This window comes from Candidatus Enterococcus testudinis (genome assembly GCF_002140915.1).
GTDB classification, from domain to species: domain Bacteria; phylum Bacillota; class Bacilli; order Lactobacillales; family Enterococcaceae; genus Enterococcus_D; species Enterococcus_D testudinis.
This window is the reverse complement of the sequence record NZ_NGKU01000001.1, coordinates 1,212,013-1,228,940: the sequence shown is the minus strand read 5'-3', so window position 1 is coordinate 1,228,940 and position 16,928 is coordinate 1,212,013. Positions and strand designations below refer to the sequence as shown.

At 42.6% G+C, this 16,928-nt stretch carries 20 protein-coding genes; all 20 read right to left on the bottom strand.

The features are described 5' to 3' along the window. The 20 genes from pstB (A5886_RS05900) to A5886_RS05805 all read right to left on the bottom strand — a co-directional run bounded on the left by pstB (A5886_RS05900) (window position 1) and on the right by A5886_RS05805 (window position 16,893). Entirely contained in the window at window positions 1-759 is a 759-nt protein-coding gene (gene pstB / locus A5886_RS05900; protein ID WP_086274089.1) for a phosphate ABC transporter ATP-binding protein PstB, read from the bottom strand. Window positions 760-789: 30 nt separating this feature from the next. Then, on the bottom strand, window positions 790-1,596 hold the full coding sequence (gene pstB / locus A5886_RS05895; RefSeq protein WP_086274088.1) for a phosphate ABC transporter ATP-binding protein PstB: 807 nt from the start codon (window positions 1,594-1,596) through the stop codon (window positions 790-792). A gap of 13 nt (window positions 1,597-1,609) precedes the next feature. Next, entirely contained in the window at window positions 1,610-2,494 is an 885-nt protein-coding gene (gene pstA, locus A5886_RS05890) for a phosphate ABC transporter permease PstA (protein ID WP_086274087.1), read from the bottom strand. Next, window positions 2,494-3,414 (bottom strand): phosphate ABC transporter permease subunit PstC, encoded by a 921-nt coding sequence (gene pstC / locus A5886_RS05885; RefSeq protein WP_086274086.1) that lies wholly within the window; start codon window positions 3,412-3,414, stop codon window positions 2,494-2,496. Before pstC ends, pstA begins: the two co-directional genes overlap by 1 nt. Before the next feature lie 98 nt (window positions 3,415-3,512). Further along, a complete protein-coding gene (locus tag A5886_RS05880; RefSeq protein ID WP_086274085.1) occupies window positions 3,513-4,367 on the bottom strand; it encodes a phosphate ABC transporter substrate-binding protein PstS family protein in 855 nt (284 codons plus the stop codon). Window positions 4,368-4,896: 529 nt separating this feature from the next. Next, a complete protein-coding gene (locus A5886_RS05875; protein ID WP_086274084.1) occupies window positions 4,897-5,634 on the bottom strand; it encodes an alpha/beta hydrolase in 738 nt (245 codons plus the stop codon). Between the two features lie 86 nt (window positions 5,635-5,720). Continuing rightward, complete coding sequence (gene recN / locus A5886_RS05870; RefSeq protein ID WP_086274083.1) at window positions 5,721-7,397, bottom strand: DNA repair protein RecN; 1,677 nt, start codon at window positions 7,395-7,397, stop codon at window positions 5,721-5,723. Between the two features lie 17 nt (window positions 7,398-7,414). Further along, window positions 7,415-7,864, bottom strand: a complete 450-nt coding sequence (gene argR / locus A5886_RS05865) for an arginine repressor (RefSeq protein WP_086274082.1) — start codon at window positions 7,862-7,864, stop codon at window positions 7,415-7,417. A 97-nt stretch (window positions 7,865-7,961) separates the two neighbouring features. Beyond that, the gene (locus tag A5886_RS05860) at window positions 7,962-8,783 is read right to left on the bottom strand and encodes a TlyA family RNA methyltransferase (protein ID WP_086274081.1); all 822 of its coding nucleotides are present in this window, start codon (window positions 8,781-8,783) and stop codon (window positions 7,962-7,964) included. Continuing rightward, window positions 8,780-9,676 carry a polyprenyl synthetase family protein gene (locus A5886_RS05855; RefSeq protein ID WP_086274080.1) on the bottom strand — a complete coding sequence of 299 codons (897 nt, stop codon included), beginning with the start codon at window positions 9,674-9,676 and terminating at the stop codon, window positions 8,780-8,782. Before A5886_RS05855 ends, A5886_RS05860 begins: the two co-directional genes overlap by 4 nt. Then, the gene (locus A5886_RS05850; protein ID WP_086274079.1) at window positions 9,673-9,894 is read right to left on the bottom strand and encodes an exodeoxyribonuclease VII small subunit; all 222 of its coding nucleotides are present in this window, start codon (window positions 9,892-9,894) and stop codon (window positions 9,673-9,675) included. Before A5886_RS05850 ends, A5886_RS05855 begins: the two co-directional genes overlap by 4 nt. After that, window positions 9,875-11,227 (bottom strand): exodeoxyribonuclease VII large subunit, encoded by a 1,353-nt coding sequence (xseA, locus tag A5886_RS05845; protein WP_086274078.1) that lies wholly within the window; start codon window positions 11,225-11,227, stop codon window positions 9,875-9,877. Before xseA ends, A5886_RS05850 begins: the two co-directional genes overlap by 20 nt. A gap of 9 nt (window positions 11,228-11,236) precedes the next feature. Continuing rightward, window positions 11,237-12,079: a bifunctional methylenetetrahydrofolate dehydrogenase/methenyltetrahydrofolate cyclohydrolase gene (locus tag A5886_RS05840; protein WP_086274077.1), complete on the bottom strand. Its 843-nt coding sequence runs from the start codon at window positions 12,077-12,079 to the stop codon at window positions 11,237-11,239. A gap of 209 nt (window positions 12,080-12,288) precedes the next feature. Next, entirely contained in the window at window positions 12,289-12,750 is a 462-nt protein-coding gene (gene nusB, locus A5886_RS05835; protein ID WP_086274076.1) for a transcription antitermination factor NusB, read from the bottom strand. After that, a complete protein-coding gene (locus A5886_RS05830) occupies window positions 12,743-13,168 on the bottom strand; it encodes an Asp23/Gls24 family envelope stress response protein (protein ID WP_086274075.1) in 426 nt (141 codons plus the stop codon). Before A5886_RS05830 ends, nusB begins: the two co-directional genes overlap by 8 nt. A 199-nt stretch (window positions 13,169-13,367) precedes the next feature. Beyond that, a complete protein-coding gene (locus A5886_RS05825) occupies window positions 13,368-14,432 on the bottom strand; it encodes a M24 family metallopeptidase (protein ID WP_086274074.1) in 1,065 nt (354 codons plus the stop codon). 129 nt (window positions 14,433-14,561) lie between these two features. Next, a complete protein-coding gene (locus tag A5886_RS05820) occupies window positions 14,562-15,605 on the bottom strand; it encodes an anti sigma factor C-terminal domain-containing protein (protein WP_086274073.1) in 1,044 nt (347 codons plus the stop codon). Beyond that, window positions 15,589-16,089, bottom strand: a complete 501-nt coding sequence (locus A5886_RS05815) for an RNA polymerase sigma factor (protein WP_086276003.1) — start codon at window positions 16,087-16,089, stop codon at window positions 15,589-15,591. The genes A5886_RS05820 and A5886_RS05815 overlap by 17 nt, the downstream gene beginning before the upstream one ends. 124 nt (window positions 16,090-16,213) lie before the next feature. Further along, on the bottom strand, window positions 16,214-16,453 hold the full coding sequence (locus A5886_RS05810) for a GlsB/YeaQ/YmgE family stress response membrane protein (protein ID WP_086274072.1): 240 nt from the start codon (window positions 16,451-16,453) through the stop codon (window positions 16,214-16,216). A gap of 74 nt (window positions 16,454-16,527) precedes the next feature. Next, entirely contained in the window at window positions 16,528-16,893 is a 366-nt protein-coding gene (locus tag A5886_RS05805) for a DUF956 family protein (RefSeq protein ID WP_086274071.1), read from the bottom strand. Window positions 16,894-16,928 lie beyond the last annotated feature (35 nt).

Genomic DNA, 16,928 nt, shown 5'->3' with positions numbered 1-16,928 from the left:
CTATCCGAATCTTCCTGAGATATAATCTTCTGTTTCTTTTTTGCTTGGACTTAAGAATACTTTTTTGGTGTCATTAAATTCAATCAAATTGCCGTCTAAAAAGAAAGCCGTCTTGTCAGAGATTCGAGAAGCTTGCGACATGTTATGGGTCACAATGATCATCGTGTAGCGGTCTTTAAGGGCCAATAATGTATTTTCGATTTTCCCAGAAGAAATGGGATCAAGGGCACTCGTTGGCTCATCCAGCAAAATGATTTCTGGATCTACGGCCAGCACCCGAGCAATACAGACCCGTTGTTGCTGTCCACCTGAAAGAGATAGCGCACTATGGTGCAATTTATCTTTGACGTCTTCCCACACTGACGCGGCTTTTAGACTCTCTTCGACTGTTTTATCCAAAATATCCTTATCTTTGACACCTTTTAATTTTAACCCATAAATGACGTTTTCATAAATCGAAAATGGAAAAGGATTTGGTTGTTGGAAAACCATGCCGATTTCTTTGCGTAAATCAACAATATCTTGTTTTGGACTATAAATATCTTTGCCATTATACACGACACTTCCGGTAATTGTCACACCAGGGATCAGATCATTCATCCGGTTCAACGAACGCAGATAGGTCGATTTGCCACAGCCGGAAGGACCGATCATCGCGGTGATTTCTCCTTTATTGATGGAAAGATCAATGCCCTTTAATGCTTCTTTTTTGCCGTAATATAAATGCAGATCTTTTGATGTAATTATTTCTTCTGCCATTGATTTGCCTCCGTTTACTGATCAGCTTGATTAGCCAAAGTGACCTGATACGTAATCTTCTGTCGCTTGGATCTTTGGACGTGTGAAGACTTTCCTTGTTTCATCATACTCAATTGCATTGCCAAGATAAAAGAATGCCGTATAGTCACTGATCCGTGCTGCTTGTTGCATGTTATGCGTCACGATAATGATTGAATAATCATTTTTCAAGTTGACCAGTGTTTCTTCTACCGTCCCTGTTGAGATAGGATCCAATGCACTGGCAGGTTCATCAAGCAACAAGATATCTGGTTTCATCGCGATTGCACGGGCGATACAAAGACGTTGTTGCTGTCCGCCGGAAAGAGCCAAGGCACTTTTGTCTAAACTGTCTTTGACCTGATCCCAGAGGGCAGCTTGTTTCAGACTTGTTTCTACTGCTTCGTCTAATTTCTTCTTATTTCTTTCACCGTGACGCTTCAAGGCGAAAGTAATATTGTCATAGATTGATTTGCTGAAAGGATTTGGTCGTTGAAACACCATGCCGATTCGTTTGCGCATTTCATAAACATCGACTTCCTTTGTATTGACATCGACCTCTTTATACATGATTTTGCCAGTGACTTTCGTATTGGCGATACCATCGTTCATGCGGTTCAGCGAACGTAAGTAGGTTGATTTCCCACAGCCTGAAGGGCCAATCAAGGCAGTGATTTTATTTTTTTCAAATTGAAGATCGATGCCTTTGATCGCTTCGTTGGTTCCGTACCACACATGCAGATCTTCGGTATACAATGCGACATCTTCAGGTTTGTCAAATGTGATGATATTGCGTTCATCCCAATTATAATCGTTCATATTGTTATGCTCCTTATGCAGACGTCATTTTACGGTACAATCGTTTGCCGACCGCACGTGCGCCAAAGTTGAATAATAAAACGGCAATGATCAATACAGCAGAAGCACCAGCAGAGACTTGCACGCCGTCAGGCATGGTTCCTTCTGTATTGATTTTCCAAATGTGGACAGCCAATGTTTCTGCTTGACGGAAGATACCGATTGGACTAGATACACTCAATGGGTTCCAGTTCGTAAAGTCAAGTGCTGGCGCACTTTGGCCTGCCGTATAAATCAAGGCTGCCGCTTCACCAAAGATCCGACCAGAACTCAAGATGACCCCTGTTAGAATTCCCGGAGTCGCTTCAGGGACAACGATTCGCGTCACGGTTTCCCAACGAGATAATCCTAAAGACAGGCCCGCTTCCCGTTGCGTATAATGAATCGCTTGGAGGGATTCTTCTACATTTCTTGTCAGCAAAGGCAGATTAAAAAACGTCAAAGCCAATGCCCCAGAGATAATTGAAAAGCCATAGCCGAACTGGATCACAAAAATCAAGAAACCAAAAAGTCCGACGACTACTGAAGGCAATGAGCTTAAAATCTCGATCGATGTCCGGATGATATCCGTCACCCAGTTTTTCTTAGCATATTCAGATAAGTAGATCCCGGCCCCTAAAGAAATCGGGAAGCTGATCACCATCGTCACTAACAACAAATACAGAGAGTTGAATAACTGGATTCCAATCCCGCCGCCTTCTTGATAGCCTTTAGAAGGTGAAGTCAGAAACTCCCAGCTGATGTGGGGAATTCCTCTGACTAAGATATATAGTAATAGTGAAGCCAAGATCAATACAATGATGCCTGCAACGGTATATAAGACACCCGTTGCTATTTTGTCTGAACGTTTTGCATTCATTATTTCAAGGCTCCTTTCTTACCGATCAATCGGATTACCACGTTGAACAGCAATGACATCAACAATAGGATCAATGCCAACGACCATAATACATTGTTTTGGACAGTGCCCATGATCGTATTACCGATTCCCATTGTTAGAATAGAGGTCAAAGTCGATGCAGGTGTAACCAAACTTGATGGCAACAGTGCTGCATTCCCAATCACCATTTGAATCGCTAATGCTTCACCAAACGCCCGAGCCATACCGAAAACAACTGCTGTCAAAATCCCAGGAACAGCTGCCCTCAACACAATTTTATAAATGGTTTGCCAACGAGTGGCACCTAACGCCAATGAAGCTTCTCGATAATGCCGAGGGACAGAACGCAAAGCGTCTACCGTCATCGTCGTTACCGTTGGTAAAATCATAATAAATAGCACGAAGGTCCCTGCTAAAATACCGAACCCGGTACCACCAAAGACAGACCGGACAGCTGGTACCACTACAGATAAACCAATAAATCCATAAACAACGGAAGGAATACCGACTAATAGCTCGATAACCGGTTGCAAAACCTTTTCTCCATTTTTAGGAGAGATTTCTACCATGAAGACTGCTGCACCGATCGCAAATGGTGTGGCTACGATTGCCGATAAGAACGTCACGACAAAAGACCCCAGGATCATTGGCAATGCACCAACTAATGGTTGTCCATCCGGACCAACAGCACTAGGATTCCATACTGTACCAAATAAAAAGTCAAATACATTGACTTTATCGACGAAGAAAGTCGCTAAGCCGCGGCTGGCTACGAAATAAAAAATCGAGATCACGACTAATACGATCAGGGCAATACACATAAAACTGATGATTTTGCCCCGCTGTTCCATTTTGGCACGTTTCGATTTTTTGGTTAACACTTCTTTTACATTTTCCACGAGGGATTCCTCCTCAAAAATCAAACTAAATTCACAACCATTAGTTTATCTGTTGAACATCAATTTCTCATAAAGCTTCTGTAAATTTTGTGTAAAGGTTAGTTTACAATATTGCCTTCCCAGTCCCTTTCTACTTGCATCGCCGAAATAGAGATATAGCCTAAATCACCTACGATGTTGTCTTGGACTTCATCAGAAAGAATGTAAGAAAGAAATTCCGCTGTTAGTTCTGTCGGTTCTCCTTTAGTATACATGTGCTCATAGGCCCAAACTTTCCAATCATTGGTTGTCACATTTTCATCTGTTGGTGCAACGCCATCGATCGACAGTACGTTGACATCATCTGTCACATATGAAAAGGCAACATAACTAATGGCACCAGGTGTATCCGATACGATTGAACGCACCATTCCGCTGGAATCTTGTTCTTGTGAGGTAATTGCTGTTTCGCCATCCATGATCCATTTTTCAAAGGTACTTCTCGTGCCACTGCCTGAAGCGCGGTTCAAGAGAACGATTGGCACATCATTGCCGCCTAGTTCTTGCCAATTGGTGATTTCACCTAAAAATATTTTCTTTAGATCTGCCGTGGAAATATCAGAAATACCAACACCTTTATTAACGATCGGAGTAATACCGACAACCGCTACACGGTGATCAACCAAGGCATCTGCATCGATCCCAGATTTTTCTTCCGCAAATAGATCAGAATTGCCAATCTCTATAGCGCCAGCTTGGACCTGACTTAGCCCGGTGCCACTCCCGCCCCCTTGGACATTGATAAATTTTCCAGGGTTTGAATTTTGGAATTCTTCTGCTACCGTTTCCACTAAAGGCTGCAATGCAGAAGACCCCACTGCTGTGATCGATTCACCACGATCGGCCCAACTTGCACAGCCAGATAATAGAATAACCAGTCCGATGATAGGACCTATTAGTTTGCTTTTTTTCATCATAACGCTCCTTGTTCTCTCGAGAATAAATACATATCAAAACCAATTATTTCCATTTTACCATTTCTTTAATTTAATGAAAATTATTATTTGCTATTTTTCGAAACCTATTTTTTATTGGTTTTTTTATTTGCTGTAATCAGCAAATGGAAAATAACGTCTTAAAAATAAAATAACGTCTGATTTGTCAATGGAAAATGCGTGCATGATAATTATACTATGTGCTATACCTGTCTCTTATACACATCTAGATGTGTATAAGAGACAGGTAATCAGCAAATGGAAAATAACGTCTTAAAAATAAAATAACGTCTGATTTGTCAATGGAAAATGCGTGCATGATAATTATACTATGTGCTATACTGTCCTAGAAAACGATTGGTAAAAGAACACAACATTTATTTTTGCTTCCCCAATATCAGGCATTTTTATGTTATGTTCTCTGTTTTCATTTATTCACCGACATTTCCCCAAAATGTGTGAGTGAAAACAGCAGAAGAAGCACATGTGCTTCCTCTGCTGTCTTTTTTTATTGATCTATAGATGACAGCCACTCAGTCATCTTATCCACAATGATTTGCTGTTGCTGATCATTCGTTAAGGTCGTCGGTACTTCCCCCCGCTGTTCGCCATAGGTGCCAAATCCTGCATGCGTACCCGAGTCGATTTCTTCATATGTCGTGGTCTCCGGCAAATAGGACTTGGCTGCTTCCCAGTTGTCGTGATTGACGATTTGGTCTTGACTGCCGATCAAGGATAAAACAGGCAGTTCACTATCTGCAAGGGACCCTTTTTCATCCGGATAACTGGCGAAGTAAAACACACCCGCCAACGTTTGTTCTGATGCGCTGCTTTTGGCAGCCGCAAATCTGCTAGCCATGACACCGCCTAATGAATGTCCACCAATCACATACGACGCTTGTGGTACCTCATCTAATACAGTTGCGGCGAGATTGCCGCCCAATACCGCAAGATTGAATGGCATCTTGACGATAGCCACCGCGTACCCTTCATCCGCCAAATCAGAGGCCCAAACACTGTAACTCTCGGCGTCTACTAATGCGCCAGGATAAAAAATGACCAATGGTTTATCCTCGTCCCCAGCGAAATAGAGATAATCTCCTTTGTCTTCTGCCTTTTCTGCCGCAGTCACTGCATCGCCAATTGCTGGATAATGCACATGCTGCCAGCCAAACCAACCGCCGATGACCAAAATGACAAGCGCAATGATTGCACCAATCAAGACTTTCTTTCTTGTTTTCACCATTTTCCTCCTATTAAAAAAAGAACGTGGATACATCTTGTTTCTCTCGTTCAAAGGAATCGACAGATGTAGCCACGTTGTGTTTTTGATTATGATTGATGTGCCAATGACAACAATTCTCTGGCATGCTCAACCGTTAAATCAGTGATTTCTGCACCAGATAACATGCGGGCGATTTCTGTGACCCGTTCTGCTTGCGGCAATTTCCGCACATGGGTTTCTGTTCTACCGTCATGAATAGCTTTTTCGATAAAGTATTGATTGTCAGCCACGGCTGCCACTTGTGGCAAATGGGTGATACAAAGGACTTGTGAGTTGATCGCGATCTTGGCGATTTTTTCAGCGATTGCTTGCGCCACGCGTCCACTGACACCCGTATCTACTTCATCAAACACAATACTCGTAATGCCTTGTTTGCGCGAAAAGATCGACTTCAAGGCAAGCAAGATGCGAGACAGTTCTCCGCCAGAAGCAACACGAACCAATGGTTTCATGCCTTCCCCTGGATTGGTAGTCAAATAAAATTCAACATCATCGAAACCAGTCGCTGTTAGATGTTTGTCGCCATTTGCAAACCGTACCTCAAACTGAGCGTGTTCCATATAGAGCTCTTTCAATTCTTGGACGATTTCTTTTTCTAAACGATGTGCTGACGCTCGGCGTTTGACATGCAGTTTCTCGGCCAATCGCCACATCTCTTCCGCTTTTTCTGCCAATTCGATCTCGAGTTGTTCCAATTGCCCTTCGGTGTAAGCAGATTCGCTGATTTCCTTGCTGATACTGTCATAATAAGCCAGAATGACGGGAATCGACTCCCCATATTTGCGCTTTAATTGACGAATCGTTTCTAGACGGGATACGACTTCTTCCAAACGACCTTCATCCAACTCAAGATTATCCGCTTGCCGAGAGATATCAGCTGCGGCATCTTGTAATAAATAATAGGCACTTTGAATGGTCTCACTGATCTTTTCGTATGCTGGGTCTAAGTGTGCGATGCCTTGAACTTCAGACAGTGCTAGACTGACCCCATCAACACTATTGGCTTCTTCGGCAGACAAAGCTGCATAACTCTGGCTTAATGCATCCACGATTTTTTGGTAGTTGATCAGTTTTTCCCGCTCGTCTACGAGCTGGGCTTCTTCATCTTCCATCAGTTCTGCTTGCGCGATTTCTTCTTGTTGGAACTGCAACATATCCATCCGTTGGACATAGAGCTGCTCGTTTTCTTGAATCGTTCGTACTTGATTTTCTAATGCACGATAGGCTTGATAGGCTTCGCGATAGTCCGCCAACTCACTTTTGAACTGCTCATCGCCGAAACCATCTAACAATGACAGATGTTTTTCTGGCTGCAGCAATTCTTGATGTTCATTTTGACCTTGGATATCCACTAGGAAAAGACCGATTTGTCTCAGGACTGATAACGTCACAGTCCGACCATTGACACGACAAATATTTTTGCCGGATTGAGTGAAATCTCGTTGGACGATCAGTACTTCCTCTTCATCGACCCCCAGCTCCTCAGAAAGCAGTTGAAATTCAGCCTGTTGCGGCCATTCAAAAATACCTTCCAAGCGGCACTTATCTGCGCCTTGACGCAAATAATCACTAGAACCTCGTCCACCAGCCAATAAGCCCATCGCGTCGATAATGATCGATTTACCCGCACCAGTTTCCCCAGTGAGAGCGGTCATCCCTTCGTGAAAAGATAGGTGCAGATTTGAAATGATCGCAAAATTTTGGATTGAAAGTTCTAATAACATCTCTGCCCTCCTGTAGTTTAGATATATATTTGAAAATCTTTGAACAAGCGTTCAGTATCTTGTTCTGTTCTCGTGATCATCAATACATTGTCATCATCATTCAACGTGCCGAACAATTCTTTGACATAATGTTTTTCGATCAAATTCGCCAACGCCGATGCATTGCCAGGTAATGTTTTGAGAATCACAAATTTATCCATTCGATCAACTGAAACAAACGCAGTTTTTAGAATTTTGTCCAATTTACCACGCACATCTTCCGTCGTTTCCCGAGGAATACTGTAACGATAGCCGCCTTTTTGTGAAGGGACCTTCACTAGTTTCAATTCTTTGATATCCCGTGATATCGTTGCTTGTGTCACGGAAACACCCCGTTCTTCCAATAATCCGACAAAGTCTTCTTGTTTTTGAACGTCTTGTTCGTTTAGTAATCTTGTAATCAGGCGATGCCGTTCTCTTTTTCTCATCTTTACTTCCTCCTGAATGAATTCCTATTAATTTTATCCTATTTTGCTTCAGAAAGAAAGAGAGCCGACACCTTAAATGTCGACTCTGTTGTTTTGGCTATTTTGAATGATGGAATGTGTCGTGGGCTTGAGCCACAACTTGAGCTATATCGATACCATCCGTTTTTCCAAGGGTATCTGATTTTCGCAGATGAACGATAAATTCGATATTGCCTTCGCCACCTGTGATTGGGGAAAAACTTAGATCCAGCACATCAAACTTATTGTCTGCTGCAAAGGTCACGATTTCCTCTACTACTCGCTGGTGTGTGGCTGGATCACGGACAATGCCGTTTTTGCCGACTGCTTCTTTACCGGCTTCGAATTGCGGTTTGATCAATGCCATGACGTCTCCACCCGCAACCAAGATTTCATGGAGCGGCGGTAAAATCAGTTTCAAGGAAATAAAAGAAACATCGATGGTGGCCACTTCTGGCAATCCATCAAGAAAGTCTGACGATTTGGCATAACGGAAGTTGACCCTTTCCATCACGATCACACGATCATCTTGCCGCAGTTTCCATGCCAGTTGATTATAACCGACATCCAGTGCATAACTTTTGGCTGCTCCATTTTGCAAAGCTGCATCCGTAAAGCCACCGGTTGAAGCACCAATGTCCAATAAAATCTTGTCTTGGACATTTAGGTCAAAGACTTTGAGGGCTTTTTCCAACTTCAGCCCGCCCCTTGATACATATGGTAGTTTTTTCCCTTTGATCTGTAACAGGGTATCCGCAGCGATCTTCTCTCCGGGTTTGTCTAACCGTTCATTGTTGCTCTCTTTATAGACCAAACCGGCCATCACGCCACGTTTGGCTTGTTCTCTTGTTTCAAACAATCCTTGCTGGACTGCCAATACATCTATTCGTTCTTTTTTCATTGATTTTCTTTAACCTCAAATTCTTCAATAAAAGCGGCCAGCACTGTTGCATCAAACTGACCATAGGTGCTTAAATGGGCCAAAATTTGCCGGGCTTTGGTCAATTCGTCTGTTAGTGCTGCTTTGGCTCCTTCTAATCCCAATAAAGCTGGATATGTGCTTTTGGCTAGCGCGTCATCTCGATGGACGACTTTCCCAAGTTCTTCTGTTGTACTGATTACATCTAACACGTCGTCTCGAATTTGAAAAGCCAAGCCGATGTGCTGGGCAAATTGATCCAATTCAACCAATACGGCTTCTGATTGATTGGCCAATACGCCGCCAGCCACCACAGCAAAACGAATCAACTCTCCCGTCTTTCGGGCATGGATTCCCATCAGTTCCTCCAAGGTCAACGCTTGGTTCTCTCCTTGGACATCCGCTGCTTGACCAGCTACCATTCCTTTGGTACCGGCTGCTTGACTCAATTGCTGCAACAAGAGGATCTTTTGGTCGGCTGCGAGTTCAGCCATTGCCAATAGCTGAAAAGCGGCAGTCAGTAAGCCATCTCCCGCCAAAATGGCCATCGCTTCGCCATAGACCGTATGATTGGTTGGTTTCCCTCTACGCAAGTCGTCATCATCCATAGCGGGCAAATCATCATGGATCAGCGAATACGTATGAACCATCTCTAAAGCTGCTGCACATTGATAGACCGGTAAATCTACTGGCTTGTCAAAAGCTGCAACTGTTGCTACTAATAATAAAGGTCTGACACGTTTGCCACCAGCATGGATCGAATACAAAATACTCTCTGCCAGTCGTGTATCACTGGTCTGCTGGGTAATGAACCGCACCATAACATCTTCAATATGAGGTGATTGTTCTTTGGTAAATTGGGCTAACTTGCTCATTGCTCCGCCTCGTCAAAAACAACTTCTTCATTCGCCTCAGTCATCATTTTGGTCAATGCCTTTTCTGCATTGCTCAAGGTATCTTTACACTGTTTGCTCAAAACCATACCTTGTTGAAAAGCAGTAAGGGCTTCTTCCAAAGGAACATCCCCCTGCTCTAACCGAGTCACGATTTGTTCTAATTCTTGTAATGATTCTTCAAATGTTGGATTTGCCATGTTCTTCTCCTTCAATCGTTAATACTTCAACTTCTGCCAAACCATCTTGATAATGGATCTGCAAGCGATCACCTATTGCTACATCTGTCGCAGTTTTTACCACTTGGTCTTCCTTGGTCGTATAGGTATACCCTCGACCCATGATTTTTAGTGGACTTAATAAATCAAGTGATTGAATAGCTTGCAGCAAGCGATTTTCTTTCGCCGTGTATACATCCTTCATACTCTTGTTCAATCGTTGCGATAAGTAGGTCACTTCTTGTTGTGCCGACTTGATCCGACTTTGCAATTGCTGCTGTTCTAAACGGTGGATGACGCTTCGCGCCTGTTTGTCTTTTTCAAACAACATCGCTTGCAGCCCTTGATTCATGCGTTGCTGCAATTGATCCAGCTTGATAGATTGTGCTTCATATAACCGTTCTGGCTGCCTAAAGACATACGAGCCGATTGCTCGTTGATAGCGTTCCTGCTTGCGCTGGATCTGATGCATAAAGGCTTGGGACAAGCGGGCTTGTTTTTCTTCGATGCGCAAGATTTCTTCAGCTAATACCGGCACAGCCAACTCAGCAGCTGCGGTTGGGGTTGCTGCGCGAACATCCGCCACCAAATCAGCAATCGTTGTATCTGTTTCATGCCCCACTGATGAAATGACTGGTGTTTTGGCAGCGAATATTGCCCGTGCTACCCGTTCTTCATTAAATGGCCACAGGTCTTCGATTGATCCACCACCACGGCCAATAATCATCGTATCAAACTGACCATCTGCTTCAACACGTGCAATATTTCTCACCACATCATCTGCAGCTTTGTTGCCTTGGACCACGGTTGGGAATAAAACGATTTGCGCGATAGGATAGCGTCTTTGGGTCGTTGTGATAATATCTCGGATCACCGCACCACTCGGACTTGTTAAGACCGCGATGCGCTTGGGGTATCGTGGCAGTGGCTGTTTTGGCGCTGTGAACAAACCTTCAGCAGAAAGTGTTTGTTTCAATTGTTCATAGGCCTGATACAACGCACCGACACCGTCTGGTTCCATATGTTCGATCATCATTTGATAGTTGCCGCTGGCTTCGTACAATGTGATTCGGCCGACAGCCATCACTTTCATGCCTTCTTCGGGTTGAAACTTTAATTTGTCAAAGGCACCTTTGAACATGACCACCGATAGTTTGGCCCCATCATCCTTCAAACTGAAATATTGATGGTTGGGCCGCCGGCGAAAGTTAGAGATTTCCCCAGTCAAATACACCCGTTCTAAATAGGGATCCGCATCAAATTTTCGTTTTAAATATTTGGTCAAGGCAGTGACTGTTAAATATTCTTGTGCCATTTATTCTTCTCATTGCTCCTTTGCTGCTTCAATGGTCTGTGCCATCAGCATCGTGATCGTCATCGGACCCACACCACGGGGAACTGGTGTGATATAACTAGCAATTGGTTCGACTTCATCGAATTTGACATCCCCAATCAGTTTGCCCTGTTCGTCGCGATTCATGCCGACATCGATCACCACCGCACCTTCTTTGACGAACTCTTTTGTCACAAAATGGCCGCGGCCGATGGCAACAACTAAGATATCCGCTTGTTTCGCCAAGGCAGGCAAATCTTTCGTTTTTGAATGGGCGATCGTGACGGTTGCGTTCTCAGCCAAAAGTAAATGGGCCATCGGTTTGCCGACAATATTGCTGCGGCCGATCACCAAAGCATTTTTACCTTCTAGCGAAATATCATACGCCGAAAACATTTTCATGATGCCATAAGGCGTACAAGGAATACGGTCAGGAACACCGGCAAATAATTTACCAAGGTTCATCGGATGAAAGCCATCGACATCTTTTTCGGGTTTGATGGCCAAAAGTACTTTCTCTTCATTGATATGCTTAGGTAAAGGCAATTGAACTAAGATGCCATGAAATGCAGCATCTTGATTGTATTTCTCAATCTCAGACAGTAGTTCTTCCTCGCTGATCGTTTCAGAATAGCGGGCAACTTCAGAATGGATACCGATTTTTGTGGCCGCCAACTCTTTGTTTTTGACATAAGTTTGACTGGCTTTGTCTTCACCCACAAGCAATACCACCAATCCCGGTGTAATGCCTTGTTTTTTTAATGCTGCGGTTTCTAGTGTAAAGTCACTTTGCATGTTATCTGCTAATTCTTTTCCGTTGATCAATGTAGCCATTCTGACAATTCCTCCAACCTGATATACCACCATTTTATTTTACTTCAAAGAAAGACGACAGCTTGATTCACTGAAGGCTTTATGGTATCTATCATAGCATTTTCTGAAAAGAAAAACATCGGTAATTGCTTTATAATTTTGTTTCTAAACAATTGATCGTTCTCGCTATGCAAAAAACATCTTGATATCTCTATCAAGATGCTTCAGTCTTATTCTTCCGTTTTGTCTTCAGCAGACAACTCTTGGTTGACCGTTGATAAGATACCATTCACAAATTTACGTGATTGGTCATCACTAAAGGTTTTGGCAAGTTCGATTGCTTCGTTTAGCGCAACACGGTTTGGTACATTGTCGACATAGATCATTTCATATAAAGCGATGCGTAAGATCGTCACATCCATTTTGGATAGACGTTGGATCTTCCAGCCCGCTTTTAAATGGCTTTGGATCACTTTATCCAGCTCTTCTTTATAATGACAAACACCTACCACTAATTGATCTAGATATTTAGGAACGAAATGTTCTTGTTCTTCATCGACCAATTCATGATGTTCTAGTTCAATGGCGTGTCTGATTGCATCTTGTTTGGTTAAATCTTTATTAAAGTCCAACGGAAATAATGCTTGTAGCGCCATTTTCCGAATGTCATGTCTTGATAATTCTTTACTCATTTTCTTCCTCATCGTTTCCGAATAATTCTTCGATATCTGGTAATTCTACTTTTTCTGGCACAACTGCAACAACATGGACATTGACTTCTGTCAATTGCACATCCGTCATAAATAGGACTTGTTGTTTCACACGTTCTTGAATCTCCATCGCTACTTTAGGCACTGACACACCGTAAGTCATGTAGCTGTATAAATCAACTTTGATCCCCGTTTCGTCGATCGTTAAGTATACGCCTTTGCCATGCGCTGCACGGCCCAAAAGTTCAGTTACACTGTTGGCGAATGTGCCACGCATGCCATAGACACCGTCTACTTTTGACGCTGCGATCCCAATAATGATTTCAATGACTTCAGGTGCGATCACGATTTCACCTAACTCAGGACTAGCGTCTAAGACTAGATTTTTATCTTCATTCATCTGTTTTGCCTCCATTTTTGAACATCTGCATACTTGAGCAACGCCACGCTGCACAGCATTTCGAATCACAAAAGAGATGTGCGCGTCATCTGCGTTTTGCAGAGAGGTTTATTCTCGTTTTTAGTTTATCATTTTCTCAGCGGATAATCTATAATAACCCACTTTTCTCAACGAATTTCCTGTTTGAACGAGGGTCGGATTATAAGATGATCAATTCCTTTGGCGCATGGGTCAATACTTTGTTGCCTGTTTCAGTGATCAGCAAGTCATCCTCGATCCGGACACCACCAATACCTGGCAAGTAAATACCTGGTTCATCTGTGATGACATTGCCTGTAACAAAAGGTTTGTCCGCTCTAAAGGATACGTTTGGCCCTTCATGGATCTCTAAACCGATGCCATGGCCAGTTGAATGACCAAAGGCTTCGCCGTATCCGTAAGAAGCAATATGATCACGCGCAACAGCATCTAACTCGATACCTGTCATGCCAGGTTTAGCTGCAGCCAAAACTTTCTCTTGCGCTTCTAGAACGATTTTGTAGATATCTTTTAATTTGTCACCTGGATAACCAACAGCAAAGGTTCTCGTCATATCAGAGACATAACCTTGATAGTAACAACCGAAATCAAGCGTGATCAAGTCTCCTTGTTCAATGACTTTTTCACTGGCTACACCATGGGGCATTGCTGAACGCAATCCACTAGCAACGATCGTATCAAATGAGACACTCGTTGCGCCCAATGAACGCATAAAGAAATCTAACTGATTGGCTACTTCGATTTCTGTCATACCAGGACGCACCATTTTTAGAATGTGTTCAAATCCTTGATCAGCAATATGACAGGCTTGCTGGATCAACGCAATTTCTGTTTCATCTTTGACTTCCCGCAGATTTTCGATCATGCCGGAAATAGGTGCCAATGAAGACTCATCAATCAAATCTTCAAGAACAGAATAATCCGAGAAGCTTACAGAGCTTTCTTCAAAGGCCAGTACATTGATATCTTCATTTTTGCAAATCGCAGCTACTTCATCGAAGATCGGTCCGCTGTTCTTAACGATCTCAAATCCCACAGCTTGTGCCGCTGCTTGTTCCGTATAACGGAAATCTGTCACAAAAAAGGCTTTCGTTAACGTGATCACTGCTAGACCGGTCGTCCCAGTAAAATTGGTCAAGTAACGCAAGTTATATGGACTAGTGATCAAAAAACCATCGATTGATTCTTTCCGCATTGCTTCTCTTAATTTTTCAACTCTTAACATATGATATTCCAACCTTTCTTGTACGCTTCTTGTTTATTATAGCAAACTTCAGGAAAAAGCGGAAAGAATGGAAAATGTTTTCTGAAAAAAAACTCATTTGTGTATTCTTGCATGCTACCTAATTATCCTTCATTGAAATAAATGAAACAGTGTTGTTTCTACTACTCTAACGGCTAAAACATCTTCTCCTGTTTTTAGTAACGCAGTCAATTCATCTACATTCGTACGGATAGAGACCCCATACGTTGTAACGCCATTATTGCCTACATAATCCAGCGTGTCATTGATTTGGTCAGAAGATACGATTTTTCGACCATATTCTGGTTCAAGGGCTAAGAAATCTGTTTGCGTCTGCAAGTACTGCAACATAGAGGTAAAATGGGCAGCTTGCTGCGCTGACTCTGAATACGCTACTTGTTGTGCATCTGTGCTATGGAAATGGGTAAGAAAAGGGTATTTTTCCAGAAAAGCCTGGTCAAAGTCTTCTTGACTAGGCAGGACGCCAACATAGGCATTGGCAAACCCTAATGGCTGATAGTCCTGATCACTCGTCGGTACAGTGCTGCGGACTGCCGTCCATAGGACTTCTCCCTCACTTAAGTGATACGTTTGCCATTCTGCCAAATCATCTAAAGTCATGTCTTCATCAAAAATGACCGTCGCGATGATTTCCGTACTTTTCGGTAATCCTTTGACTTTTTCTAAAAGTAAATCTTTGTATAACGCACTATCAGTGAACATATCAGATGAGGCATCGTGAAACCGTTGATCAAATAAATAATCTGTCACTTCTGGTAGAGAAAGTTGATTCTCTTGGATTTGATTTTGCTTGACTTCATAGGTTTTCGTATTGGTTTGCGTTTGCGCTAGGTTTCTGTAAATCTCAGTGATTGTATAATTCCCATATCCTTGGGCCTTAATTTCATATCGACTGAGAAACTGATTTTGAGTTGTTAATTCATTGTTGATTTGGCGATTGACAATATAGCTGTCTAAGCTAGTTAATTGACTCTCGCTCTTAGGGTTATAGAAAAAAGAATCTATAAGTTTAGGCGCGCCCCAAATAATCATTAATGACATCAGCGCGGCCATACATACCAGCCATATGTTCCGACGCATTTGCTGTTTTTTCACTTGTTGCTGCACTTTTTGAAAATCAAATGGTTCTTTCATGTATGATATCCTCCTTTAATAATAAACGACCGCGATACAAGCGATTCTTCGTTTGGGTATAGGTCCATTCTTTATATTTGGCAATCTCATCGATAGACAATTCCATAAAATAAAAAAGCAGAATCACTTCTCGGGTATCCTCTGGCAAACGATCGATCGATCGATACAATGTTCTACGTTCTTCTTCTTTGATCACATGCGTCAACGGGGTATTGAATGCATCTTGTTTCGTATGATGCCATGCTGAACGGCGCCATTTTTGATGATTCTTTTCCTTACGCTGGCCATCGATAAACCCATTTTTGATTGTTTTGAATAAGTAATACTTGATTTGTTCTTCTTGTAAAAAAGGAAGGGCGTCTAGTATCGCGAGGTATGCTTGGCTGACCAAGTCTTCCGCTTGCATGGTATTTTTGGTAAAGTAGAACGCATACAAATAGCATTCTTTCCCATACAAATGATACATGTTCTCCAACAAATCCATTTTCACCTTCAAGCCCCTCCCCTTTTACACTTACTATACGTGCCAAGTACAAAAAAGTCACAACAAAAAAGCATTTTATCCCGAAAGATAAAATGCTGCCAAATTTGACACGTGTCAACGTATTTTATTTTTTTCGCCCGAAGAAAAATGTCACTACTGCGACGAAGATGACTGCACCAATAATCGCTGGTACGATCGCCATATCAGCCACTTGTGGGCCCCACGTACCAAATAATGCTTGACCAATCGATGCGCCGATCAATCCAGCTACAATATCAAAAATACAGCCACGCTTTTCGCCGGCGATCGCGCCACCTACTGAACCAATGATTGCACCTACGATCAATGTCCATAGAAAATGCATCGTAACGCCTCCTTTGTTTACTTTATTCTAGCCTAACACAGGCAGACGTCTTTGGAAAAAAATATGCTTACTTGTTATTTTCTGCGTGAAAATGAACGTTTCAGTACATCGAAAAAGCCTAGCGAATGAACCATATGATCAGGATCCACATATTCACGAATCGCACGCAGCACTTTTTTTGGTTCTTTTGATGAAAATGTGTAGGTGCCATTTTTCTTGGTTTTTACCGCATACCGAGGAATCCAACGGCCTTTGAACATGACAGATGCGATCACATAGTCCACATCTTCCCAAGGAATCTGAACAAACTTCCGTTTATCACGATCATTATAAAACTCAAAGGCATTGTCGCCGATCATGATTTTGCCATATTCATTGATACCTAAAAACGAGGTGGCATCAATAGTCAAATCAACTTTTGTATTCAGGGATTGTACCATCTTTGATAAGCTCCATTTCTGTCTTTTGCTATATT